At 68.4% G+C, this 24,656-nt stretch carries 22 protein-coding genes; 11 read left to right on the top strand and 11 right to left on the bottom strand.

The genetic code is table 11. The annotated features are described in order from the left end of the window. Positions 1-8: 8 nt before the first annotated feature. From UAA55_RS15965 to UAA55_RS15955, 3 genes are all read left to right on the top strand, one after another. The gene (locus tag UAA55_RS15965; protein ID WP_322953955.1) at positions 9-1,349 is read left to right on the top strand and encodes a cytochrome-c peroxidase; all 1,341 of its coding nucleotides are present in this window, start codon (positions 9-11) and stop codon (positions 1,347-1,349) included. 209 nt (positions 1,350-1,558) lie between these two features. After that, on the top strand, positions 1,559-2,617 hold the full coding sequence (locus tag UAA55_RS15960; RefSeq protein WP_322953953.1) for an EAL domain-containing protein: 1,059 nt from the start codon (positions 1,559-1,561) through the stop codon (positions 2,615-2,617). A 175-nt stretch (positions 2,618-2,792) separates the two neighbouring features. After that, the gene (locus tag UAA55_RS15955) at positions 2,793-3,164 is read left to right on the top strand and encodes a catalase-related domain-containing protein (RefSeq protein WP_322953951.1); all 372 of its coding nucleotides are present in this window, start codon (positions 2,793-2,795) and stop codon (positions 3,162-3,164) included. A 39-nt stretch (positions 3,165-3,203) separates the two neighbouring features. Here UAA55_RS15955 and UAA55_RS15950 read toward each other — a convergent pair whose 3' ends face one another. The 3 genes from UAA55_RS15950 to UAA55_RS15940 form a co-directional block, all read right to left on the bottom strand. After that, a complete protein-coding gene (locus UAA55_RS15950; RefSeq protein ID WP_322953950.1) occupies positions 3,204-4,703 on the bottom strand; it encodes a DHA2 family efflux MFS transporter permease subunit in 1,500 nt (499 codons plus the stop codon). A gap of 106 nt (positions 4,704-4,809) precedes the next feature. Beyond that, on the bottom strand, positions 4,810-5,955 hold the full coding sequence (locus UAA55_RS15945; protein ID WP_322953949.1) for an HlyD family secretion protein: 1,146 nt from the start codon (positions 5,953-5,955) through the stop codon (positions 4,810-4,812). Positions 5,956-5,968: 13 nt separating this feature from the next. Next, positions 5,969-6,511 (bottom strand): winged helix-turn-helix transcriptional regulator, encoded by a 543-nt coding sequence (locus UAA55_RS15940; protein WP_322953947.1) that lies wholly within the window; start codon positions 6,509-6,511, stop codon positions 5,969-5,971. A gap of 128 nt (positions 6,512-6,639) precedes the next feature. On the opposite strand from UAA55_RS15940, the gene UAA55_RS15935 reads away from it, so the two are divergent. From UAA55_RS15935 to UAA55_RS15925, 3 genes are all read left to right on the top strand, one after another. After that, positions 6,640-7,140, top strand: coding sequence for a MaoC family dehydratase (locus UAA55_RS15935; RefSeq protein ID WP_322953946.1), 501 nt, complete (start codon positions 6,640-6,642; stop codon positions 7,138-7,140). Positions 7,141-7,247: 107 nt separating this feature from the next. Next, on the top strand, positions 7,248-7,679 hold the full coding sequence (locus tag UAA55_RS15930; protein WP_246134332.1) for a 6,7-dimethyl-8-ribityllumazine synthase: 432 nt from the start codon (positions 7,248-7,250) through the stop codon (positions 7,677-7,679). Between the two features lie 130 nt (positions 7,680-7,809). Next, positions 7,810-9,216, top strand: a complete 1,407-nt coding sequence (locus tag UAA55_RS15925; protein WP_322953944.1) for an MFS transporter — start codon at positions 7,810-7,812, stop codon at positions 9,214-9,216. On the opposite strand, the gene UAA55_RS15920 is transcribed toward UAA55_RS15925, so the two are convergent. Next, positions 9,201-10,127, bottom strand: coding sequence for a Gfo/Idh/MocA family protein (locus tag UAA55_RS15920; RefSeq protein ID WP_322953942.1), 927 nt, complete (start codon positions 10,125-10,127; stop codon positions 9,201-9,203). The two genes, UAA55_RS15925 and UAA55_RS15920, sit on opposite strands and share 16 nt — an antisense overlap. A gap of 357 nt (positions 10,128-10,484) precedes the next feature. On the opposite strand from UAA55_RS15920, the gene UAA55_RS15915 reads away from it, so the two are divergent. Beyond that, positions 10,485-11,234 (top strand): SDR family NAD(P)-dependent oxidoreductase, encoded by a 750-nt coding sequence (locus UAA55_RS15915; protein ID WP_322953940.1) that lies wholly within the window; start codon positions 10,485-10,487, stop codon positions 11,232-11,234. Positions 11,235-11,261: 27 nt separating this feature from the next. On the opposite strand, the gene UAA55_RS15910 is transcribed toward UAA55_RS15915, so the two are convergent. Beyond that, a complete protein-coding gene (locus UAA55_RS15910; protein ID WP_322953938.1) occupies positions 11,262-14,321 on the bottom strand; it encodes an ATP-binding protein in 3,060 nt (1,019 codons plus the stop codon). Between the two features lie 510 nt (positions 14,322-14,831). Between UAA55_RS15910 and UAA55_RS15905 the strand changes: the two genes are divergently transcribed. Then, the gene (locus tag UAA55_RS15905) at positions 14,832-15,476 is read left to right on the top strand and encodes a helix-turn-helix domain-containing protein (protein ID WP_322953937.1); all 645 of its coding nucleotides are present in this window, start codon (positions 14,832-14,834) and stop codon (positions 15,474-15,476) included. Positions 15,477-15,803: 327 nt separating this feature from the next. Beyond that, a complete protein-coding gene (locus tag UAA55_RS15900; RefSeq protein WP_322953936.1) occupies positions 15,804-16,445 on the top strand; it encodes a YbhB/YbcL family Raf kinase inhibitor-like protein in 642 nt (213 codons plus the stop codon). A 26-nt stretch (positions 16,446-16,471) separates the two neighbouring features. Here the strand turns inward: UAA55_RS15900 and UAA55_RS15895 are convergent, their stop codons facing one another. Next, positions 16,472-16,927, bottom strand: a complete 456-nt coding sequence (locus tag UAA55_RS15895) for an MFS transporter (RefSeq protein ID WP_322953935.1) — start codon at positions 16,925-16,927, stop codon at positions 16,472-16,474. Beyond that, the gene (locus UAA55_RS15890) at positions 16,846-17,769 is read right to left on the bottom strand and encodes an MFS transporter (protein WP_322953934.1); all 924 of its coding nucleotides are present in this window, start codon (positions 17,767-17,769) and stop codon (positions 16,846-16,848) included. The genes UAA55_RS15895 and UAA55_RS15890 overlap by 82 nt, the downstream gene beginning before the upstream one ends. 405 nt (positions 17,770-18,174) lie before the next feature. Here UAA55_RS15890 and UAA55_RS15885 point away from each other — a divergent pair, with 405 nt between their 5' ends. Both UAA55_RS15885 and UAA55_RS15880 read left to right on the top strand, forming a co-directional pair. Continuing rightward, positions 18,175-20,310 carry a TonB-dependent receptor gene (locus tag UAA55_RS15885; protein WP_322953933.1) on the top strand — a complete coding sequence of 712 codons (2,136 nt, stop codon included), beginning with the start codon at positions 18,175-18,177 and terminating at the stop codon, positions 20,308-20,310. A gap of 12 nt (positions 20,311-20,322) precedes the next feature. Beyond that, complete coding sequence (locus UAA55_RS15880; protein WP_322953932.1) at positions 20,323-22,068, top strand: tannase/feruloyl esterase family alpha/beta hydrolase; 1,746 nt, start codon at positions 20,323-20,325, stop codon at positions 22,066-22,068. 5 nt (positions 22,069-22,073) lie between these two features. On the opposite strand, the gene UAA55_RS15875 is transcribed toward UAA55_RS15880, so the two are convergent. The 4 genes from UAA55_RS15875 to UAA55_RS15860 form a co-directional block, all read right to left on the bottom strand. Then, positions 22,074-23,048 carry a DMT family transporter gene (locus tag UAA55_RS15875; RefSeq protein ID WP_322953931.1) on the bottom strand — a complete coding sequence of 325 codons (975 nt, stop codon included), beginning with the start codon at positions 23,046-23,048 and terminating at the stop codon, positions 22,074-22,076. A gap of 92 nt (positions 23,049-23,140) precedes the next feature. After that, positions 23,141-23,305 (bottom strand): type II toxin-antitoxin system RelE/ParE family toxin, encoded by a 165-nt coding sequence (locus UAA55_RS15870; protein ID WP_322953930.1) that lies wholly within the window; start codon positions 23,303-23,305, stop codon positions 23,141-23,143. After that, complete coding sequence (gene relB, locus UAA55_RS15865) at positions 23,238-23,633, bottom strand: type II toxin-antitoxin system RelB family antitoxin (RefSeq protein ID WP_322953928.1); 396 nt, start codon at positions 23,631-23,633, stop codon at positions 23,238-23,240. Before relB ends, UAA55_RS15870 begins: the two co-directional genes overlap by 68 nt. Continuing rightward, complete coding sequence (locus UAA55_RS15860) at positions 23,630-24,469, bottom strand: AraC family transcriptional regulator (protein WP_322953927.1); 840 nt, start codon at positions 24,467-24,469, stop codon at positions 23,630-23,632. Before UAA55_RS15860 ends, relB begins: the two co-directional genes overlap by 4 nt. Between the last annotated feature and the right edge of the window lie 187 nt (positions 24,470-24,656).

Here is a 24,656-nt window from a genome sequence, read left to right as displayed (position 1 = left end):
TCCGCCCCATGCCCACTGCCATGATGTTCCCCTTCTTCGTCGTTTCGCTTTTGCTGAAGGTCTTATACGCGGACACGAAAAAACACATCCCCCGACGCGGCCGCGTCGCGCTGGGTGCGGCGATTTTCCTGGGCCTGGGGGCCGTCTGGCTGATGGGGGCGCCCCCCGCCACGGCGCAGGGCCTGAGCCGGGAAGAGGTGCGCCGCCAGGCGGCGGCCCTGGCGGAGGTGGGGCGGCGGCTGTTCTTCGACCCCGGCCTGTCGGCCAGCGGCACCCTCGCCTGCGCCAGCTGCCACGACCCGGCGCACGCCTTCGGCCCGCCCGACGGGGCGGCCGTGCGCCTGGGTGGCGCCGACGGTAGGACCCCGGGCCTGCGCGCCGTGCCGTCCCTCATGTACTTGCAGGACGTGCCCCCCTTCGCCGAGCACTACCGCACGCCGGAGGATGAAGGGGATGAGAGCATCGACAACGGCCCCACCGGCGGCCTGACCTGGGACGGCCGGGTGGACGGCCAGCGGGAACAGGCCCGCGTGCCCTTGTTCAGTCCGTTCGAGATGGGCAACACCGATCCCACCGACCTGGCGGGCCGGCTGGAGCGGGCGGGCTATGGCGCCCAGCTGCGCGCCGCGATGGGCGTGACGGCGGGGGAACAGGCGGACGTGGTGGACCTGGCGCTGCGGGCGCTGGACGTGTTCCAGCAGGATGGAGCCCTGTTCCATCCCTACACCAGCAAGTACGACGCCTTTCTGGCGGGCAAGGCGACACTGACGGACGAAGAGCGGCGCGGGCTGGACGCGTTCGAGGATCCGGCGCGGGGCAACTGCGCCAGTTGCCATGTCAGCCGGCGGGGCAACGACGGCACGCCACCGCACTTCACCGACTATGGCTTGATCGCCATCGGGGTGCCGCGCAACCGCGACATTCCGGCCAACGCCGACCCTCGCTATTTCGACCAGGGCCTGTGCGGGCCGCTGCGCACGGATTTCACCGGCGTCGCCGATTATTGCGACCGCTTCCGCACCCCCACCCTGCGCAACGTGGCGCTGCGCCAGGTGTTCATGCACAACGGCGTCTTCCATACCTTGCGGCAGGTGCTGGAGTTCTATGCGGAGCGCGACAGCGCCCCGGGCAAGTGGTACCCGCGCCGGGCCGACGGAAGCGTCATGAAGTTCGACGACCTGCCGGTGGCCGCGCAGGGCACGGTGCCGGCAGCCATCAACATGGAAGCGCCCTTCGGCCGGCGGCCGGGCGACCCGCCAGCGCTGAACGAACGGGACATTCACGACATCATCGCCTTTCTGGGCACCCTGACGGATGGCTGGTCGGCCCCCAAAACGGCCGGACCATAGTCCAGACGCATCTCAAGATGATGACAGTTGGCCGCACTTGGGCGGTGGGCGGCTAACACCTAGGTAGGGATTACGAGACTGGGGTGGTGCCCCCATGATCAGACCCGTCGGTGACGGGGATGACGGGGCAACCAGCGATGGCCATCACAGCGAGATTGCAACATTTGAGGCAGACTGTGGGGCATGCCCGCACGAGCCACGAGCATCCGATGTTCCTGCCCCTTCTCTCCCCCACCCGGCACGACAGCGGTTTGTTGAACCTGCTGGCCGGCGGCGCCCTGCTGATCATCCTGCTGGCCGTGCTGACCTGGGACGGCTTGCGCGATGTGGTGGCGGAGGCGACGGGCCTCAGCATGGCGCGGGGGGAGATGCTGAGCCTGCTGGCCCTGGCGGCCATCGCCGCCCTGGTCCTCCACTTGGCCCGCCGCATTTGGGACCTGATCCCCCACACCCGCTTCTCGACGGAGGAGCGGCGCATCCTGCGCAGCCTGCCCCAGGCGCTGGCGCGTGGCGAGATTCAGCCGCACTTCCAGCCCGTGGTGGACGCCGACAGCGGCAAGGTGGTGGCCGTCGAGGCGCTGGCCCGCTGGGTCAAGGCCGACGGCACCATGCTGTCCCCGGGCCAATTCATCGGCCTGGCGGAGCGCGGTGGCCTGATCCGCCTGCTGACCAAGGCCATCGTGGAACACGCGGTGCGCACCGCGGCCGCCTGGCGCGAGCTGCACGACCTGGACATCCCCATCTCCATCAACCTGTCGGTGGAGGATCTGGAGGCCAGTGACCTGGTGGACCACCTGATCGCCTTGTGCGACCAGTACGGCGTGCCCCATGGCGCCATCCGGGTGGAATTGACGGAAACCCAGTCGATCGTGCACTTCGATGTGGTCAACAAGGCGGTGACCACCCTGCGCCAGGCCGGCATGGCCGTGTACCTGGACGATTTCGGCACCGGCTACGCCTCGCTCAGCGTGCTGCACCGCATCCCCTTCACGGGCATCAAGCTGGACCAGAGCTTCATCCGCACCTTGCGCGACGACCCCCGCGCCGACGCCATCGTGCGGGCCAGCGTGGCCATCGCCCGCGATCTGGGACTGTCGCTGGTGGCGGAGGGGGTGGAGGATTGGGAGACGCGCGACCGCTTGGGCCAGATGGGCGTGCGCCACATCCAGGGCTATGTCTACGCCCGGCCCATGCCGGCACCCGACCTGATCGCCTTTGCCCAGCAGGCTCAGCCGGCGGCCCAGCCGGCCCTGACCTTGTCGCTGTAAGCGGATCTTTCCAGGCCGGCCCGGCGCGGCCCAATGTCGCCACACAGACGAACAAAAGGCCGCTGCCCCGTACAATCCAAGGGCGCCGGCGACGATCATGCTGGGCACCGTTTTGGATCAACCGGCCGCCCGGTCCCCGTGTCCGCGCGTGCCCAGCCCGTAGGAGATGACGTGAATGGCCCGCTATCCCGCCCTGTTCTGCATGACCTGCGGCCGCGTCGAATCCGTCCCCGGTCTGGCCGACGTCAGCCATCAACCCGCCGCCAATGACCGGGCGATGATGGCCTCAACGCCCAGCAGCCCAACGCTCAATGAAGGAGCACGCATCATGGCCAGCATGAACGCCCTGTTCCGGCTGTTGAGCCCGGCGCAGCGGGCCATCCTGATGGACGATGTCGCTGCCAGCATGCGGGGCATGCCCGTCGCCCTGCAACAGCGCCAGCTAGCCCATTTCGGCCGTACCGACCCGGCCTACGGCGCTGGCGTTGCCGCCCGCCTGGGCGTATCGCTGCCCACCCTGGTGGATGCCGGCAACCAGGCCGGGTGAGAACCACCCGGCCCGGTCCCTCCATAAAGTTCCACGGTATCAATGCGCGTCGGCGGATGGCCCCTTGGGCGGCCCCACCTTGCGCATGGCGGGCACCAGCAGCGTGGCGATGACGAAGCACACCAGGATGACCAGGAAGGCGTCCGCATAGGCCATGGTCTGGGCCTCGCGGTAGGCCAGGGTCCACAGCTGCTTCAGCGCCGCCTCCTGCCCCCGCAGCGCGTCCCCGCCCAGGGTCGCGACGTCGGCCGCCCCCACCCTGGCCACCAGCGCGCGCATGGGGTCGCTGGCGGGCGTCAGATGTTCGGCCAGGCGTTCGAAGTGCAGGTTGGTGCGATCATTCAGGATGGTGCCGCACACGGCGATGCCAATGGCGCCGCCCAGGTTGCGCATCAGGTTGAACAGGCCCGATGCCTGCTTCAGCCGCGCCGGCGGCAGGCCGCCCAGGGTCAGGGTGACGATGGGCGCCACCGCGAATTGCTGGGAGAAACCGCGGAAAGCCTGGGGCAGCAGCAGTTCCCGCCAGCCCCAGTCATGGGTGATGGGGGTGAAGTTCCACATGCTGAGCGCGAAGCCGGTCAACCCCACCATCATCAGCCAGCGCAGGTCCACCCGCTTGGCCAGGATGGTGTAGAGGGGGATGGCGCTGACCTGGAACAGGCCGGTGGAGAACACGGTGAGGCCGATGTCCAGCGCGCTGAACCCCCGCACCCGGCCCAGGAACAGCGGCGTCAGGTAGATGGTCGCGAAGATGCCGATGCCGGTGATGAAGGAGAACAGGCAGCCCAGAGCGAAGTTGCGGCTTTTCAGCGCCCGCAGATCCACCACCGGGTTGGCGTAGGTCAGGCTGCGGACGATGAAGGCGACACCGGCGACGGCCGAGATCCAGGCCGTCAGGCGGATGGTATCGTCGTCCAGCCAGTCCCAGCGCGGCCCTTCCTCCAGCGTGTATTCCAGGCAACCGAGGAAGATGGCCATCAGCAGCATGCCGGGATAGTCGGCACCCTTCAGCAGCGACCAGTCGGGTTCGTCGATGCGCACCATCAGGGGCACGGCGATGGTGACGAACAGGCCCGGCACCAGGTTGATGAAGAACAGCCAGTGCCAGGAGTAATGGTCGGTGATCCAGCCGCCCACGGTCGGCCCCAGGGTGGGCGCCAGGGAAGACAGGGCCCCCACCGTGGCGGCGGCGACCACGACGCGCGGGCCGGCGAAGAAGGCGAAGGCGGACGTGAAGACCATGGGGATCATGGACCCGCCCAGGAAGCCCTGCAGCGCCCGGAAGGCGATCATGCTCTGGATGTCCCAGGCCCAGCCGCACAGCAGGCTGGTCAGGGTGAAGCCGGCGGCGGAGACGGCGAACAGCCAGCGGGTGGACATGACGCGCGCCAGCCAGCCGGACAGCGGGATGACGATGATCTCGGCGATCAGATAGCTGGTCTGGACCCAGGCCGTCTCGTCCGTGCCGGCCGACAGGCCGCCGCCGATGTCACGCAGCGAGGCGGAGACGATCTGGATGTCCAGCAGCGCTATGAACATGCCCACGCACATGATGGCGAAGGCGATGATCTTGCCCCGGGGGAGAGTTCCTTCCTCCGCGGGGCGGCTACCGCCACCCCTGGACCCCCGGTGGCCGTGGCGGCGGTCACGGCGCCGTCTTTCCGGCGGCGGCGACCGCCTTGCCCGAGGCGGCGGCGCCCTCCTTGGTGTCGATGGCGGCGGTGACGGACAGGCCGGGGCGCAAGCTGCCCAGCAGACTGCCCTCGCCATCCAGCAGGATGCGGACGGGCACGCGCTGCACGATCTTGGTGAAGTTGCCGGTGGCGTTTTCCGGGGGCAGCACGCTGAACTGCGCGCCGGTGGCCGGCGCCATGCTGACCACCCTGCCGTGGAACCGCCGGCCCGGCAGCACGTCGGCCTCGACCGACACCGGCTGGCCCGCCTTCAGGTCCGCGATCTGGCTTTCCTTGAAGTTGGCGTCCACCCACAGGCCCTGCGCCGGCACGATGGCGATCAACTGCGCGCCGACGGTGGCATAGGCGCCGGGCCGGGCGCTGCGGTTGCCCACGGTGCCGTCGATGGGCGCGCGCAGCTCGGTATAGCTGAGATTCAGCTGGGCGGTGTCGCGGTCGGCGATGGCACCGGCCAGCGCCGCCTCCGCCTGGCGTTTCTGGGTGTCGATGACGTCGATCTGGCGCTGGGCCGCCTGCAGGGTGGCGGTGGCCTTCTCGCCGTTCGCCACGGCCTGCTTGTAGGCGGCATCCGCCTTCTCGAAGGCCTGGATCGAGGCGGCGGCTGTGGCCGACAGGGCGCGGTAGCGGTCCTGGTCGTACTTGGCGCGGTCGGTCTCGGCCTTGGCGGCACCCACCCCGGCGGCGGCCTGGTTGATGACGGCCTGCTGCAGGCGGCGCTGCGCCTCCAGGTTAGCCAGCGTGGCCTCCTGCGCCTCCACCGCCGCCACGGCCCGGGCAAGGGCGGCGCGGTAGTCGCGGTCGTCCAGCTTCAGCAGCAGATCGCCGGCGTGCACCGCCTGGTTGTCGGTCACCGCCACCTGGGCGATGAAACCGGACACCTTGGGCGCGATCACCGTGACGTCGCCGCCGACATAGGCGTCGTCGGTGCTTTCGATGAAGCGGCCGCTGGTCCACCAATCATAGCCGTAGGCTGCGGCGGCCACGCCTAGGCCGAGGCCCAGGACGGAAAGGAGGAGCGTGCGGCCCAGGCGCCGCGACTTCACCGGGCTGCCGGCAAGCCGGCCGTCCTGCTGCTGTTCATAGGTCTGGCTGGACATGGGATCGCATCCTTCAAGCGGCGGCGCCGGTCGGGGCGTCGGCGGATTCGGTGGGGTTCGGCGTGGGCGTGGTGGCGGGCCAGGTGGGATAGCGCGACTTGGTGCGGGCGTCGGCGGCCGGCCCGGTCACGACACGGAAGGCCGGGTGGGTCAGCGGCCGGCCGGTGTGGCGGTCGACCAGCATGGGTTCGGCGGGGGCGCCGGTGGCGCTATCCACCAGCTGGATGGCCGGGCCCTCAGGCGCGAAGTGCTGGTTGCCCCAGGCCATGATGGCCCACAGCACAGGGCGGAAGTCCTGGCCGGCGGGGGACAGCACATATTCATGGCGCAGCGGCCGGGTGCTGTAGGGCCGCTTTTCCAAGAGGCCATCGGCCACCAGGGTCTGCAGCCGGCGGGTCAGCATGTTGGGCGCGATGCCCAGATTCTTCTGGAACTGGTCGAAACGGCTGGCGCCCAGGAACGCCTCACGCAAAATCAGCATGCTCCACGTCTCCCCCACCCGTTTCAGGCTGCGGGCGATGGGGCACTGTGGATTGATCGGACTGCTATCGTGCATGAGGGCCATCCTTGTGTTACTTTCATAATGAAAGCCACAGGACGCCATATAGACCTAGTTACTTTCACGATGCAAGTAACAAAGTCGATCGATCTGGACCGCCCCCCTGCGAATGGAGCAAACCACCCATGCCCGAAACGGCGACCCACCCCGCCCCCGACGCCAACACGGCCAAGCTGTACCTGGACGATCTGCAGCCCGGTCAGCGGCATGTGACCGGCACACGGACGCTGGATGCCGATGCGATCAAGGCCTTCGCGGCACAATTCGATCCCCAGCCCTTCCACCTGGATGAGGGGGCGGCCAGCCGCAGCTTCTTCGGCGGGCTGGCGGCCAGCGGCTGGCACACCGCGGCCATCACCATGCGGCTGATGGTGGACGGCCTGCCCATCGCGGGCGGGGTCATCGGCGCCGGCGCCGACATCACCTGGCCCGCCCCCACCCGGCCCGGCGACACCCTGCAGGCGCATTGCGAGATCCTGGAGGTGAAGCCCTCCCGCTCCCGCCCCGACCGGGGGATGATCACCATGCGGACCGAGACGCGGAACCAGCGGGGCGAGGTGGTACAGCTGATGACCACCAAAGTGGTGGTGTTCCGCCGGCCGGGGACGTGGGGTGCGGAAGGCTGAGGGCGATGTCTTTCCGCCGTGCGCTCTTTTCGCCATAGTGGGCCGCCTTCACATTGGGGGTGATGGCGCCGCGCGGCGTCACGCCTTATTTTCAGGAGTAGCATCCCGTGCCCAAGAAAAGCGGAGTCGCCATCGTCGTCGGCTCCTTCCATAAGAACGAATGCGAGACGATGCTGGCCGCCGCCGCCGGGGCCATCAAGGAACGCGGCATGACGTTGCGCGCCGTGGTGCGCGTGCCAGGCTCCTATGAGAAGCCGCTGGCCACCAAACGCCTGCTGCAGCGCGACGACGTGGACGCCGTGGTGGTGCTGGGCATCATCGAGCATGGCGAGACGGCGCACGGCCGCGTCATGGGCCAGTCGGTCAGCGACGCCCTGGTCAATATGCAATTGGAATTCATGAAGCCCATCGGCATCGGCATCATCGGGCCTGAGGTCTTCCCCACCCAGATTCAGCCCCGTCTGGTGGGCCACGCCGTGGCCGCCGTGGCCGCCGTGGAGGTCATGCTGATCGGTGCCGAATCCCCCTACGAGGTCTAATCATTCAAGCCCGCCGCCCTGGCTTGGCTGGGGCGGCGGCATGGCACGCCAGCGCTTTCGGCGCGCCTGGACAGGGCCGACTTCGACTATCCCGGAAGCGGATCGATGACCGGAAGCCTGGGATAGGCCGATGACCGCAGACGTGATGGACACCCCCAAGCCGACGCAGACTGACGGCCTGCCCGACCGGCCCCGGTTCTGGGCCATGGCCGCCATCCTGACGGCCGTGGGCATGGCCACATTGGACACGGCCATCGCCAACACCGCCCTGCCTACCATCGCCGGCGATTTCCAGGCCACGGCGGCCGATTCCGTCTGGGTGGTGAACGCCTACCAGCTGGCGGTGGCCGCCGCCGTGCTGCCGCTGGCCTCGCTGGGCGACCTGCTGGGGCAAAAGCGCGTCTACCTGGCGGGCCTGGCCCTGTTCGCCCTGTCGTCGCTGGCCTGCGGGCTATCCCCCACCCTGCCCCTGCTGGAGGTGGCGCGCGTGGTGCAGGGCCTGGGTGCGGCCGCCATCATGAGCGTCAACATCGCGCTGATCCGCCACATCTATCCCGCCCGCATCATGGGCCGGGGCTTCGGCCGCAACGCCCTGGCGGTCGCCATCTCCTTCGCCATCGGGCCCACCGTCACCTCCACCATCCTGTCGGTGGCGACCTGGCACTGGCTGTTCCTGGTGAACGTGCCCTTCTGCCTGCTGGCCTTGGGCCTGGCCACCATCACCCTGCCCACCATCCCACCCCTGGGCCACCGTTTCGATGGCGTGGCGGCACTGCTGACCGCCGGCCTGTTCGCCCTGCTGGTGCTGGGCATGGGCGAGGCGGCGCACGCGGCGTCCTGGCCGCAGGTGGGGGCGGAGCTTGCGGGGGCCGCCCTCTGCGGTTTCCTGCTGCTGCGCCGGCAGCAGGGCCACCCCGCCCCCATGCTGGCCATCGACCTGTTCCGCAACCGGGTTTTCGCCCTGTCGGCCCTGACATCCGTCTGCACCTTCATCGCGCAAGGGCTGGCCTTCGTCGCCCTGCCCTTCCTGTTCCAGTCGGTCATGGGCCGGACGGCGGTGGAGACGGGGCTGCTGATCACGCCCTGGTCGGTGGTGGTGGCGGTGATGGCCCCCATCGCCGGCAAGCTGTCCGACCGCTATCCCGCCGGCATCCTGGGCGGCCTGGGTCTGGCCATGCTGTGCCTGGGCATGGCGCTGGTGGCGCTGATGCCGGCCCATCCGTCCAGTCTGGACATCGCCTGGCGGCTGGGCGTCTGCGGCGCCGGCTTCGGCTTTTTCCAGTCCCCCAACCTGAAGGCCATCATGAGCAGCGCGCCCCTGCACCGCAGCGGTGGGGCCAGTGGCATCGTCGCCACCGCCCGCCTGCTGGGCCAATCGACCGGGGCCGCCCTGACGGCCGCCTGCTTCGGCCTGCTGGCCAACCACGACCTGACCTATGGCGCCACGCTGGCCCTGTGGCTGGGCGCCTTCGCCGCCGGGGCCGCCAGCGTCGCCAGCTTCCTGCGCCTCACGGTGAAGCCTCAGCCGGCGGTCTGAACCTGCTGGACCACCGTCTCGCACAGGCGGTGGGTCTCCAACGCGTCGCGGGCGCTCAGGACGCGACCGGCGCGCAGGGCGCCCAGGAAATGATCCACCGCCTGGCGGATGCCGCGCTGGTCGGACACGGGCGTCCAGTCGCCCCGCCGGGTGCTGGTATGGGTGCCGGCCTCGGCAATGTAGATGTCGGCCATATCGACGACACGGTGGCGGACCGCCTGGCCATCGCGGCCCTGGCCGGAAACCTCCAGCACCTCTTCATTCACGCCGGCCACCCGGTTCATGGTGCCGATGGCGGTGCAGGCCGTGGCGCCGTCGCCCCCCACCAGGGTCAGCACCACATGGTGCAGCAGGCCGTCCCGCACGCGGGCATCCACCCGCATGTCCCGCACCGGCGCCGGCAACAGGAAGCGCAGCGTGTCCACGACGTGGATGAAGTCATCAAACACCACCGTGCGCGGAGTGTCGGCCAAGTCCACGCGATGCTTCTGCATCAGCACGAGATCGCGCGGCGCCGCCGCCAGGGCGGCGTAGGCCGGGGCATGGCGGCGGTTGAAGCCCACCATCAGGCTGATCCCGCGCGCCTCGGCCAGATCCACCAGGCGTTCCGAGGCGGCGGCGGTATCGGCCAGGGGCTTGTCGACATAGGTCGGGATGCCGGCCGTCAGCAGGCGGGCCACCAGTTCCTCATGCGCCGATGTCGCGGCATGGACGAAGGCGGCGTCCGGACGATCGCGCAACAGCGCGTCAAGGTCGTTGTAGGCGTGGGCCACGCGCCAGTCGGCGGCGATGGCCCGCACCTTGTCCGCGTCGCGGGACATCAGCGACAGGATGACATCGCCGCGCGCGCCCAGGACCGGCAGGTAGGCCTTGCGGGCGATATCGCCCAGACCGATCATCGCCACACGCATGCATCCCCCTGTAGTGCCTGGATATCCGGCGGGAACCTTAGCGCCGGGCGGGCCGAAAAAACCAGCTGCCCGCAGGCGTGATATCGCATGCAATTTCAAAATAGAGGGCGAATCGTACAATCGGCGGCGCCGGAACAGCGGCACCCTGCGCCTTAAAACGGCCCCCGACGGGGACCTGACCGACGGGAGCCCCAGTGTCCATGGAAGCCGATTTCCATCCCAGGAAAGCCCCCTGCTGGAACGGTTCCGTCCCGTCGGCCCCCCTCCGTGGCCCAATCCTGAAAACAGGAACATCCCGGAAAGCCCGCCATGACGGGCACCTTCCGCGGCCCCCCTTCATTCCCGGAAATGGCAGGCATGACGAAGAAATTGGCGGGCAAGGTGGCCCTGGTCACCGGCGGTTCGCGCGGCATCGGGGCCGCCACCGCGAAAGCCTTGGCCAGCGAGGGGGCGGACGTGGCGATCAGCTACCTGGCCTCGTCCACCCTGGCCGACACCGTGGTGCGCGACATGCGGACGGTGGGCGCCCGCGCGGCCGCCTTCAGGGTCGACCAGGCCAATCCCCGCGAGGTCGAAGGGCTGGTGCGTAGCGTCGTGGCCCAGTTCGGCCGCCTGGACATCCTGGTGAACAACGCCGGCATGTTCGCCACCGGCGACGTGGATGATCCTGACAGCGATATCGAGGCGCTGACCCGGCAGTACGCCGTGAACATGGCTGGGGTGGTCACCGCCATCCGGGCGGCATCGCGGGTATTGGCGGACGATGGCCGGATCATCACGGTGGGCGCCTGTGTGGCGGCCCGCGTGGGGTTCCCCGGCCTGGCCGACTATACCGCCGCCAAGGCGGCCGTGGCCGGCTATTGCAAGGGAGCCGCCCGCGACCTGGCCCCCCGGGGCATCACCGTGAACGTGGTGCAGCCCGGATCCATCGACACCGACCTGAACCCCGCCAACGGGCCCTTCGCCCCCGTGCAGGCCGCGATCAACGCCCTCGGGCGCTATGGCCGGCCGGAGGAGGTGGCGGCCGGCATCGTCTTCCTGGCCAGCCCCGACGCCTCTTTCGTCACAGGCTCCGTCCTGACCATAGACGGGGGTTACGGGGCCTAACGCCCCGGATGCCGCGCACAGGTCCACTTAGCAGGCCACACCGGGGAAGGGAATGACCTCCCCCTCCCGCCCGTCGCGAACCGATGGCGGCCGCGCGGGACCGATGGCGCCGTCCAGCAGGCCGGACACCAGCGGACAGGCCATGTCCTGCACCAGGGTCACCATCAGGTCGCGGGCGGCCGACAGGTCGGCGGTCATGAAGCCCTCGGTGAAACGGCCATAGACGCCCTGCACCAGCGCGTGGGCGTCGGCGACCCGGCCCTGGCTGCGCCACAGGCGCGCCAGACTGAGGGCGGCGCGCAACTCCCAGGACAGGGCCTCCTGCCGCCGCGCCCAGGCCAGCGCGTCTTGGAAGTGGACCTCCGCCGCCTGCGCGGCCCCCGCCCGCGCGATGCCGGAGGCGTCCCCCCGCAGCAACAGCTCACCCTTGACGCGCAGCAGTTCCGGCATGACCCAGCGGATGCCGCGGGTCTCGGACCGGGCCAGCGCCTGGCCGATGACCTCCAACCCCTCGCGCGCCTGGCCGTCTTGGCCCAGCGCCTCCGCCCATTCGCCCAGATAACCGATGTAGCGCAGGGCGAAGTTTATGGCTTCGAGTTCCCCGATCGCGGCGCGCATACCGGCCAGGCCCGGCGCGCTCTCCCCCCGCGCCACCTGCAGGCGATGCTTGAAATACCGTCCCAGCACCCCCCACGGGCCCAGGCCATGCCGCGCGGCTTGATCCTGCAGCATGCCGACGTAGCGGTCGGCGGCCGCCAGGTCACCCACCAGCAGGGACACCTGGCAGGCGGCGGTGGCCAGGGCGTAGCCCAGCGTCAGGACATGACCCACCAGTTGCCCTTCCTCCACCGCCATGGCCACCATGGCCGCCGCCTGGTCGGGAAAACCCTGGATCCACAGGATGACGGACAGGGGCACGCAGGCCGCCACCCGCTGGTCGTACTGGTAGCGCACCAGGTGGCCGCGATGGTCGGGGCGGACGTAGCGGCGCAACCCGTCCTCGATATAGCGCCGGCCGGCGGCATGGTCGCCGATCAGGTGCAGGGCGAAACCACGCAGGCGGTCGGCGGCCATGAGATCCACCGGGTCGGCAGACCGCACCGCCACGGCGCGGAACTGCTCCGAAATCTCCAGCGCCTGGCTGTAGCGGCCTTCGTTGAAGATTTCGACATACAGGCCCCACAGGGCGCGCAGCTGATAGTCGACATTGTCCAGATGGCGCGCCAGCGTGAGCGCCTGGCCCAGCACCGCGCGGATCTCCGGCGCCGGCCCCTTGGTGTAGATCAGCGACAATCCCAGCGCCGACAGCAAGCGCAGCACCCGTTCGGCATCCGGCCCGGGCACCAGTTCCGCCGACAGCGACGGCGCCGCCACATCCAGCGCGCGGCGCACCGCCTCACGGCATTCGTTCATCAGCGACAGCTGCATCCACAGCGGCACGGCCGCGGCGGTAAGGGACAGGCCCAGGCTGGCATCCCCGTCCGGGCCGAAGGCCCAGATGAGGGCGGCGCGCAGGTTGTCAATCTGACGGCCATAGACATCCAGCCATTCCCCTGTGGGGCGACGGTCCCATTCCTGTTCCGCCCGCACCAGCAGGTCGCGGTGGCATTCCGCATGCCGGCGCAGCAGGCGCGGCAGATCCCCGCTTTCCGTCAGTTTTTCCAGGGCATAGGCCCGTGTCATGTCCAGCAACTTGTAGTGGACATAGTTACCGCTAACATCCGCGATCAAAAGTGATTTGGCCACCAGGTTCGACAACGCCACCAGGATGTCGGTCTGTCTCAGCAGGGTGTCCCCGGCCACGGTCGCCGCGGATTCCATGGTGAATCCGCCGGCGAACACCGCCAGGCGATGCAGCACCGCCCGCTCCGCCGAGGGTAGCAACTCATAGCTCCAGTCCAGCATGGCGCGCAGGGTCTGGTGCCGGGGCAAGGCGGTGCGCCGGCCCCGCACCAGCAGGGCGAAGCGGTCGTTCAGACGGGCGGCCAGGCCGCGCAGTCCAAACAGGTCCAGGCGCGCGGCGGCCAATTCGATGGCCAGGGGAATGCCGTCCAGGCCCCGGCAAATCTCGGCCACCAGCGGCACTTCGGCGTCGCCGAAGGTGAAGGTGTCGACACAGGCCGTCGCCCGTTCCACGAACAGGGCCACGGCGGAATAACCCAAGGCCTGGGCGGCATCGGCGGACGCCGTCACCGGCGGCGTTTCCAGCGAGGCCAGGCGCTGCACCCATTCCCCTTCGGCGCGCAACGGCTCGCGGCTGGTGGCCAGGATGTGGACGCCGGAGGCGCCCCGCAGCACGGTCTCGGCCAACACCGCCGCCGTCCCCACCACATGCTCGCAATTGTCCAGGATCAGCAGCAGGTTCTTGTCCTGTAGGATGGCGCCCAGGTCGGCGATGGAATCGACGGAGACGCCCAGGGCCCCGGCCAGCACGCTGGCCGCCAAGGTGGCGTCGCCCAGGGTGGCGTCCGTCACCGGCGCGAAATCCACGAAGCGCACGCCGTCGGCGTACCCGGCCGCGGCCGCCTCCGCCAGGGCCAGCGCCACGGTCGTCTTGCCGATGCCACCCGGCCCGACGAGGGTGATGAAACGGCGGGCAGGCAACTGTTCGGACAGGGTCTGGATAAGGGCCTCGCGCCCCACGACGCGGGTCAGTCGCACGGGCAGGTTGTGGGCCGCCATCACCGCCCCCGCGCCGCTTGGCGCGGGCGGCGGCGCCAAGGCCGCCGGTTCGGCCACCGTGTCGGAGCGGATCACCGGCGCCACGAAACAATAACCCCGGCCGGGAACATTGGCGATGTAGCGGGCGCCGTCCCGCCCCTCGCCCAAGGCCTTGCGCAGGGCGGCGATGTTGACCCGCAGGTTGGCGTCGTCGACAAAGGTGTCGGGCCAGACACTGGCCACCAGGTCGTCCTTGGCCACCACCTGCCCGGCGCGATCCACCAGCACGATCAGAATGTCCAGGGCCCTGCTTCCCAGGCGCAGGGGCGCATCACCGTCCAGCAGGATCTTGCGACCCGGCAAAAGGCGGAAAGGACCGAACGCGAGCAACCGTTCGGAGCCTGAACCAACCGTCCTATCGGTCATGCCATGCCCCCCACGGTCCCGCCCCCTTTCCGCAAGGAGCCGCGTCCAAGCGCCCCCGAGCAAATAGTGAAATCTGCCGGCACTCCGCTTTTCACCGCCTCAGCCCCAATGAAACCCGCCAAGCGCCCCCTTGCGGACAGAAATGCCCAGAGGGACCGGAACAACAGGCGGAACCGCCCAGATATACCGGCATATCCGCGAGAGACGGCTGATGGAACGCCCGCCGGCCGCCACCAGCGCAACGAAATGATGCTCGCGCATGAGATCGCGGTCGGCAATCCTCCAAGAGGCAATACCCCAACGAGACAGCGGGATTTTAAAAAATCCCGCAGTTTTTGCCTATCTGCGTCATGTCCATGTCCCTTTCGTTACTGAATTGGGTGCGCATTGACGGCAACTTACAACAAATTACAGCGCTTAATTCGCCATCACGGCGGGCCAGCGGCAGACTTCCCCCATCGCAAGAACGGTCTTCCGCCTGAAGCGGGGGCACCCATGACGGGGGCAGCCATGATGGACGCAAGCCAAGGGAACATCGAAACGCCGGTCGCCACCGACAGCGGGTGGATCGCCGCCATGGTGGTGAAGTTGCTGGATGACGCCGGCGACATCCTGGACAGCGATCGCGACGCGGCCCGCGCCTGCATCGCCCGCGCCGCCGCCTTCCTGAGAGGCGGGGCCGCCGCCATCCAGGTGGATGGGACCGGCCCCTCTTCCCGCCCGAGGGCGGAAGGCCACCCACCTGTCACCCCGTCGCCACCAAAGACGGCCGAGACCTTGCGCGGCGGCCTGGCGCCCTGGCAGATCCGACGGGTCATCAGTCACATCGACGCCAACCTGGCCGGCACCATCCGCATGGACGATTGCGCCAACGTCACGCGGCTCAGCACCCGCTACTTTTCCCGCGCGTTCAAGAGCAGCTTCGGCGTGCCGCCGCACACTTATGTCGTGCAGCGCCGCATCCAGCAGGCGCAGCACCTGATGCTGACCACGCCGGAACCGCTGTGCCAGATCGCGCTGGCCTGCGGCCTGTGCGACCAGGCCCATTTTTCCAAGCTGTTCCGCCGCGTCGTGGGCCTCAGCCCCAGCACCTGGCGGCGCCAGTGGCGGGACGCCCCGCTGGAATCGGTGGCCTGCCCGACCAAGGCGGCCTGATCCCTCGCGACAGCGTCGGAGCATCGGATTGCTGGTCCGCCGCGTCTATTATCCGGCGCCGCCCGCGCCCTCCCCGCGCAATGACCTTTGCCCCTTGATTCGCACGCCGTTTACAACATTTCACTGCACAACCGCCCCCAACGGCGCCACCATCGTCTCCCGACAGGTTCCCTCCCGTGCGGCCGGGTGGCGCCGTAGCGCTTGGAATGCGTGGGTGTGCCGCGGGCCTGATGCCATCGCCCGCCCATCCAATTGACCCAAAGATTGAAAACAACTTGAGTTTTGCACGCGAGATCGCGACATATTGCTGGGGCAAGAAAGGACCCCATGCAGATCACCAGCAACAGCTTCCGTGACGGCGGCCGCCTACCCGATGCCTGCGCCTACGCCGTCACCTCCAGCATCGGCCGCGTCCGGCCGGGCCCTAACCGCAATCCCCATGTGGCGTGGAGCGACCCGCCGGCGGGGACACGGTCCTTCGTGCTGACCGTGCACAGCCCTGATGCCCCGCACCGCTGGACCGATGCCAACCGGGAAGGCAGAACCCTGTCGCCGGACCTGCCGCGCGTGCCCTTCTATCACTGGATTCTGATCGACTTGCCCGCCCGGACTCGGGAGGTCAAGGAAGGCCGGCACAGCGCCGGCATCACCAACCGCGGCAAGCAGGGCCCTTCGGCGCCCGAGCCGGCGGGCGCCCGCCATGGCATGAACGACTTCACCATCCTGTTCCTGGAGGACAGGGCGCGGACGGGTGACTACTACGGCTATGATGGTCCCTGCCCGCCGTGGAATGACAGCATCTTCCACCGCTACATCTTCACCATCCACGCCCTGGACATCCCCCGTCTGCCGGTGGTGGGGCCCATCAACGGCACCTCCACCCTGCTGGCCATGACGGGGCATGTTTTGGAGCGGGCCAGCATCGTGGGCGGTTATTCCCTGAACCCGGCCCTGCTGGGTGCCAGTTGACACCGGTCACCTTGGGACGCCGCCCCTCAAGGGCCCGGCGTCTCCACCGCCACGCCGGCCGTCCGACCCCGTAGCGGATACAACGCCGCCAGGCTTATGAGGGCGGCACCAGCCAAATAGGCGCCGACATAGGGCAGCCCACCCGACTGGGCCAGGGACTGCGCCAGCACGGGCGCGATGCCGCCACCCAGGATGCCGCCCAGGTTGAAGGTCATGGACGTGCCGGTGTACCGCACCCGCGCCGGGAACAAGCTGGGCAGCCAGGCCCCCAGGGGACCGTAGACGAAGCCCATGACCAGCAATGCCAGGCACAGGAACAAACCCACCACCGTCAGCGAGCCGCTGGCCATCATCGGGGCCAGGGCCAGGCCCACCAGCGCCGTCATGACGCAGCCGGCCATCAACACCCGTCGAGGCGAGGCCAGGTCCGCCCACCAGCCGGCCGCGATGATGCCCACGGCCAGGAACAGGATGGCGCCCAACTGCACTCCCAGGAAGGCCGTACGGCTGTAACCCAGGATGGTGGTGCCATAGCCCAGGGCGAAGGCGGTGGCGAGATAGAACAGCGCGAAGCAGGCGATGGCGGCGAAGGTGCCGCCCAGGGTCTGGCGGGGGTAATCGCGCGCCACCTCGGCCAAGGGCACGGCGGGGGCGGCCCCTCTTCCAGCGCCTTGGCGAAGGCCGGCGTCTCCGTCAGCTTCAGGCGCACCCATAGGCCCAGCAGCACCAGCACGGCGCTGCCCAGGAACGGCAGGCGCCAGCCCCAGTCATGGAACTGGCCCGGCGTCAGGAATTCCCCCAACAGCAGGAACAGGCCGTTGGCGGCGATGAAGCCCACCGGCGCGCCGATCTGCGGGAACATGCCATAGCGGGCGCGATGGCTGGACGGCGCGTTCTCCACCGCCAGCAGCACAGCCCCGCCCCATTCCCCACCCAGGCCGAAGCCCTGGCCGAAGCGCAACACACACAGCAGGAAGGGCGCCAGCCAGCCTATGCTGTCATAGGTGGGCAGCAGGCCGATCAGCACGGTCGACCCGCCCATCAGCAGCAGCGACGCCACCAGCGTGGACTTGCGCCCGATGCGGTCACCGTAGTGGCCAAAGACGATGGAGCCCAGCGGCCGCGCCAGGAAGGCGATGCCGAAACTGCCGTAAGCGGCCATCAGCTGGGCGGAAGGCGACGCCACGGGAAAGAACAGCGGCCCGAAGACCAGCGAGGCGGCCGTGGCGTAGATATAGAAATCGTAGAATTCGACCGCCGTGCCCACCAGGCTGGCGATAAGGATACGCGCCGAAGACGGGGCACCGCCCGCTGCGTTTGACATTTTCTGCTCGCCCCAGTTTTCAGACATTCTTATCCGTTTCTTCGGGTATGGCGGGCGGGCACCATGAGGTCAAGGCCAAGTCCGCGACATTCCTGCAAACGGGACCGTTGACAGAAGTTATTAAATATAACAGTGTTGACCAAGCACGGTTCGCAGAAGACCGGCGGGGAGGATACCAAGCATGGCTCCAGCACCAGACCGCGTCTGCATCTCCGACGGATCCGCCGCACTCTATGGCGGCCCACACCGCATCGGCACCGCGCAGCTTTAAGCACCATCTGTACCCAAGCATCAAAACGTCGGCGCCCCGGGGCAATCCGGAGGCCGCCCAATAAAATCCGAGGGAGGCATCATAAAATGGTAAAGGTTACTTTACAGGCGGCTTCCGCGACCATGGCGACAGCCATGGCTTTGTGCCAGTCGGCATCGGCCCTCGCGCAGTCGGTGCCTCAGCCCGCAAGCGACACGCTGCAGGAAATCGTGGTGACGGCCGAACGGCGCACCGAGAACCTGCAGGACGTGGCCATCGCCGCCATGGCCATCAGCGGCGACAAGCTGGCCGACAAGGCCGTGACACGCCTGTCGGACCTGCAGTTCGCCTCGCCCGCCTTGACGGTGACGGATGCCGGCCTGACGCAGTCGGTCAACATCCGCGGCATCGGCCTGGCCAGTGGGTCGCCCCAGGTGGCCAACGGCGTCGCCACATACATCGACGGCCTGTTCCAGCCGCCCATCGTCACCACCAACAGCTTCTACGACATCGCCAATGTCGAGGTGCTGCGTGGTCCCCAGGGCACGCTGGTGGGGTCGAACTCCACCGGCGGCGCCATGTTCATCACCAGCAAAAACCCAGAACTGGATCGGGTGGAGGGCTATGGCGAGGTGGCCTACGGCAACTACGCCACCGTGGCGACGCAGGGTGCCATCAACATCCCCCTGACCGATACGCTGGCGATCCGCCTGGCGGCCAACCATCGCGAGCACGACAGCTACTATGACGACGTCGGCCCCTATCACAACCAGCCCGGCGGCCTGAACGAGACGGACGGCCGCCTCGGGGTGCTGTGGCGGCCCGGTGCCTTCCAGGCCCTGCTGAAGGTCGAGGCGGCGAACAAGAACACCGGCGGTTACGCCTATCGCCCCGTTCCGGGCACCCAGTATGCCGCCTACGCCGTGCCCGGCATCCGCAACCTGGACTACAACGCGCCGACGCAGAATTCCGAGCGCGCCATCATCAACAGCCTGGAACTGCGCTACGAGTTCGAGGACGGCATCACCCTGCGGTCGTTGAGCGGTTTCCAGAACAAGCGCATCAACAACCTGTACGACACCGATGCCACGGAAGCGGCGGCCCAGACCCAGCAGCAGTACGTGCGCGAGCGTGAATGGACGGAAGAGGTCAACATCCTGTCCCCCACCGACGGCGCCTTCAACTGGATCGTCGGCGGCTATTACCAGCGCAACAAGATCGATGTCGACATCCTGAACGAGAACGCGGGCTTCCCCACCAACGTCGGCACCAAGAACAACAAGCTGACCACCGGCGTCTTCGCCCAGGGCGGCTACAAGATCACGCCGGAGCTGGAGTTGCAGGTGGGCGCCCGCGAAAGCTGGTTCCGTGTCACCGGCGACGGCGGCGTCTACATCGGCCGTGGCATCCCCATCTTCCCCGCCAACGGCCTGCAGGTGGCCGATACCGCCGGCCGCCACGACGACAGCATGCCCACCGGCAAGGTGGCGCTGAACTGGAAGCCGGACGCCGACACCCTGTTCTATGCCTTCGCCGCGCGCGGCTACAAGCCGGGCGGCTTCAACTCCTCAACCTCGCAATTCAGCCCGGAGACGGTGTGGGATTACGAGGTGGGCTGGAAGACCACCCTGCTGGACGGCCATCTGCGCACCCAGCTGGGCGCCTTCTACAACGACTACAAGGGATTCCAGTTCGGCCGCATCGACCTGACCAACGGCCAGAACGGCGTCGTCAACATGGCCGACGCCACCATCAAGGGCGTCGAGGGCCAAGTGCAGGCCAAGTTCGGCGCCTTTGGCGCCGATGCCGGCTTCGCTTATGTCGACAGCCAGTTGGGGTCCATCACCGTGGTCGACCAGCGCCTGCTGCCGCCCGGCACCCTGGGACCGCAGTGCCCGGCGGGCACCGCCAGCAACCCGCCCGTCTGTTTCAACTACACCGGCTACCTGCGCACCGGCGGCGGCGGGCCCAACCTGTTCTCACCCAAATGGACCGGAAACGCCGGCGTCGACTACACCATCGACCTGCCTGGCGGCATGACCCTGACGCCCCGCCTGAACCTCGCCTATGTCGGGCCCAGCTATACCGACATCCTTTATTCCCGCGTGACCGACTATCTGGCCGCCCGCACCCTGCTATCCGCCCTGGTCACGCTGCGGTCGGGGGACTGGACGGTGGAGGCCTATGCCACCAACCTGACCGACCGGAAGTATGTCACCGGCCAGTCCGGCAACAATGAGTTCTATGGCGCGCCGCGCGAATACGGCCTGCGCCTGCACCGCGAGTTCTGACGGAGAACACCTATGCCCCTGTATTCCCGCGCAGCCCTGGGCCTGGCCGCCGCCACCAGCCTGCTGGCCCTTTCCGCTGGCGCCCGTGGTGCGGCGGAACCCGACCTGAAGGGCCGTTGCCTGGCGCTTGAAAAGACCATGGCCGGCCATTGGCCGGACGCCAGCACCCACATCGTGTCCGCCACGCCCCAAGCGGCTGGCCCCTACACCCTATCACCGACGATGCCAGGCGCGTTGGGCGGTCCCGTGCAGTTGCCGGAACACTGCGAAGTCTACGGCGTGATGCATGAACGCACCGGCGCCAACGGCCAGGCCTACGCCATTCACTTCCATGTCCGCCTGCCCGCCGCCTGGAACCAGGGCTTCTTCTTCCAGGGCGGCGGCGGCACCAACGGCGATGTCGGCAACGCCATCGGCCCAACGGGCTCGGACACGATGCCGGCCATTCTGCAAGGCTATGCCGTCGTCAGCCAGGATTCCGGCCATGACAATCAGCGCAACATGGATCCGAGCCATGGCGGGATCGCCGCCTTCGGCTTCGATGCCCAGGCGCGGGCGGACTACGGCAACGCTTCACTGAAGCCCGTGGCCGACGCCGCAAAGGCCCTGGTGGCGGCCTTCTATGGCGCCGCCCCGCACCGCTCCTACTTCGTCGGCTGTTCCAAGGGCGGTGAGGAAGGCATGGTCTTCGCCCAGCAGCATCCGGAGGAGTTCGACGGCATCCTGGCCAGCGCCCCCGGCTTCGCCCTGCCCCGCGCCGCCCTGGCCCAGGCCTGGGACGTCCAAGCCTTTGCCCCCCTGGCCAAGGGACCGGACGGTCAACCAGCCCTTTCGCGATTGCCTGTGGCCTATAGCGAGGCCGATTTGGCCCTGGTGAACGACGCGGTGCTGGAGGCGTGCGACGCCGATGACGGTGCCAAGGACGGCATCGTCGGCGCCTTCGCCCAATGCACAACGGCCAAGGTGATGCCAGGCCTGAAGGCCCGCACCTGCGCCGGCGCCAAGGCTGATGGCTGTCTAAGTCAGGCGCAGGTAAGTGCTCTGGTCCAGTCCCTGAACGGCCCCCGCACCAAGGCGGGCCGGCCGATCTATAGCGACTGGCCGTGGGACAGCGGCATCGCAGCCCGCGGCTGGCGCGCGTGGAAGCTGGGCTTGCCGGAGCAAGGCATGGGCCCAACCCTGAACGTGGCCCTGGGCGGCGTCTCTCTCGCCTCCATCTTCACGACACCGCCCACGCCCCTGCCGCCGGATCCACAGGCGCTGCTGCGCTGGCAGCTGGGCCTGGACATCGACCAGGCGGCGGCGCAGCTGACGGCCACCAGCGCCGCCTTTCCCCGCTCCGCCTGGCAGGACGTGTCGGCGCGCTCGCCCGACCTGTCCGGCCTCAAGGCGCGGGGCGCCAAGCTGATGGTGCCGCACGGCGCCTCCGACCCCGTGTTCTCCATCAACGACACCCTGACCTGGTGGCGGGAGGTGGACGGTCGGGAGGGGGGCAAAGCCGCCGCTTTCGTGCGCGTCTTCCCCGTGCCTGGCATGAACCACTGCGCCGGCGGCCCCGCCACCGCCCATTACGACGCCTTCAGCGCCCTGGTGCGCTGGGTGGAGCAAGGCCAGGCGCCGGACCGCATCCTGGCCAGCGCCGGGCCCGACACCCCCTGGCCCGGCCGCACCCGGCCCCTGTGCCCCTATCCCAAGGTGGCGCGCTACAAGGGCGCGGGTGACCTCAACAGCGCCGACAGCTTCGACTGTGCGTTGTGAGGGCCTTATGTCGCCTCCGGGGCCACGGCCTCGGAGGCGGCGTCTTCCGGCCGGCGATGGTGCCGCCGGACGCACAGGACCACGCTGGCGACCAAGGCGATGATGGCCAGGGTCTCCAGTCCGGTGGGCCAGCGCCCGTCCCATAGGAAACCATAGAGCAGAGCGAACAAGGTCTCGAACAGGATCATCTGTCCCATGAGGGTCAGGGGCAGCAGGCGGCTGGCGCGATTCCAGAAGGCGTTGCCCACCACGCTGGCGCCGATGGCCACGCCCGCGCTGACGCCCCAGAACAGGGCCCAGTCGCCCCTCGCGTGCGCTGTCGCGGTCCAGAGGAAGGCGGGGGCGGCCAACAGCAGGGCCAGGGCGCCGGTGGCGACGCCGGTCAACAACGACCAGTCGTGGGACGACACGGCCGGCAGGCGGGCCAGCCAGCGGCTGTTCAGCACGGCGTAGATGGTCCAGGACGCCAGCGCCCCGCCGGCACAGGCCAAGCCCAGAAGTCGTTCCGGTACCGAAATGGCGCCGTCGCCCGGCCGCCCCATCAGGTCGACTCCGATCAGAAGCACGCCGGTGGCGCCCAGGGCCAGGGGCAGGATCAAGGCCCGCACCGGCACGGCGCCCCGCTCCCGGCTGCCCACCAGGGTCACGGCCATGGGCAAGAGACCGATGACCAGCGAGGTGGCGGCGACATCAGCCAGATGCACGGCGCTGGCCAGGAAGACGTAATAGACGATGTTGCCCAGCAGGCTGAGCCGCAGAAGCGCCGACCATTCCGCCCTCCCCACCCGCGACTTGAGCACCCGCCAGCGCGGCAGGATCAGCGCCACGGAGATCAGGCCGTACAGCAGATAGCGCGACGCCGCCAATTGCAGGGGCGAGAACGCCTGCAGCATCCGGGGGCCCAGGAACACCACACCCCAGAACGCCCCCGCCAACATCCCGCAGCCGATCCCGGCCAGTATGGTCCTATCCGTCTTCATGCCCCTCGCCCTTTCGTCGCCCTGAAAATGGCGACGGGGCAGCCAAACCTATAGACGGATCCTCCCATTGTTTGGGCTCGGACTATTGCCGCTCAAGGATAATCCTGCCGCGTGTGCAGAACGGCCAGCACCTCAATGTGCGTGTCCAGCACCTGATAAATCACGATGTAGTTCGGATGAGCGACGATCTCACGTGTGCCAGGAACCCCGCCGGGACGGAAAAGATACGGATGCTCGGCTGCCGGTAAGGACGGCATCCTCAATGATCTGCCGCACCCGACGGGCAGCGAAAGGGTTACGGTCGGCAATGAATTGAATGATATGCGCCAAATCATTCCGGGCTGAATCACGCCAGGAGATGATCAGCATCAGAAGGGCCCACGTTGCAGACGTGGCATTGCGCTTGGCGACACGCTCTTCAGCGCGGCGGATAATCTCATCCATCTCCGCCATAACAGCGTCATGCGGAATAAGTGGGCGGCCGTCTTCCTGGCTAGCGCGCACCTTCTCCCGGAACCAGTGGTCGTAGCGGGCCGCTGCTTCTTCGGATTCATGTTCCGACACAATGGGAGATAGAGCGCTCATGGACACAGAACAACAGAATTCTGGCCGGGGCACAGGCCGTCTTTGGAACCAGGCGCGTCCCTTAACTGTCCCCGCCCATGCTGGCGGCGATAGGCGGCGGGTGTCAGGCCCACGGCGCGGCGCAGCGCGCGGGTCAGCGCGCTCTGGTCGGCATAGCCGGACTGATAGGCGATCTGGGCGATGGGCAGGGTGGTGCCGGCCAACTGGTCCATGACGCGGGCCAAGCGCAACGACGCGACATAGGCCTGGGGCGTCTGGTCCAATTCCTCCCGGAACAGGGCGTGTAGCCGGCTGGCACTGAGGCCCGCCGTTCGGGCCATGCTTTCCACCGTCCAGGGTCGCTCGGGTGCCGCCTCCAGCCGGGCCAGCAGGGCATGCAGGCGGGACGCCGGGCGGGCCGGTTCCGCCATCAGCGTATCCAACAGCAGGGGTGTCCAGTGCCGGGCGAGGCCGTCCAAGCGCCGGCCGCCGCCATCGGCATTGCCGGCGGTCAGGGTGACGAAATCCAGCAGGCGGCGCACGGCCGGCGTCATGGGCAGGAAAGTACGGCGGCCCAACCGTTCCAGCATGCGCTCGTCCGGCGCATCGGCCCCCTCACCGCCGGCGCAGTCCACGATCAGGAAGCGATTATCGCCGTCAGCCCGCTGGCAATGCACTTCCCCCGGCAGGACGAAGGCGGCGACGGCCGCATCCACCCGTCCCCCACGTCCGCCGACCTCCATCTCCAGGGTTCCCTGGCAAGGCAGCACGATCTGGGCATGGTCATGGGCATGGCAAAACCCTGCCGACCGATACCGGCGGAAGCTGAGATGGCTGTCGGCGGAGGGGGTGGTCATGGCATGCCGGTATTGGGGGGACGGCCCATTCGAGTTGAGGGATCAACGCATCGTGTCACGGTTGGCGGGCGTGGGGAAGCACCACCAAGACCGTTCCCTCGTGCTCCTCCGTCGTGCCTGTCCGGAATGCCCAACCGGGAACTCCAACAACCGAAAAACATGTCGCGCAAAGGGCGGCGACAATGCG

Origin of the sequence: Nitrospirillum guanabarense, from assembly GCF_034653355.1 — a bacterium.
Classification (GTDB): Bacteria; Pseudomonadota; Alphaproteobacteria; order Azospirillales; family Azospirillaceae; genus Nitrospirillum.
This window is presented reverse-complemented; position numbering and strand designations above follow the sequence as displayed.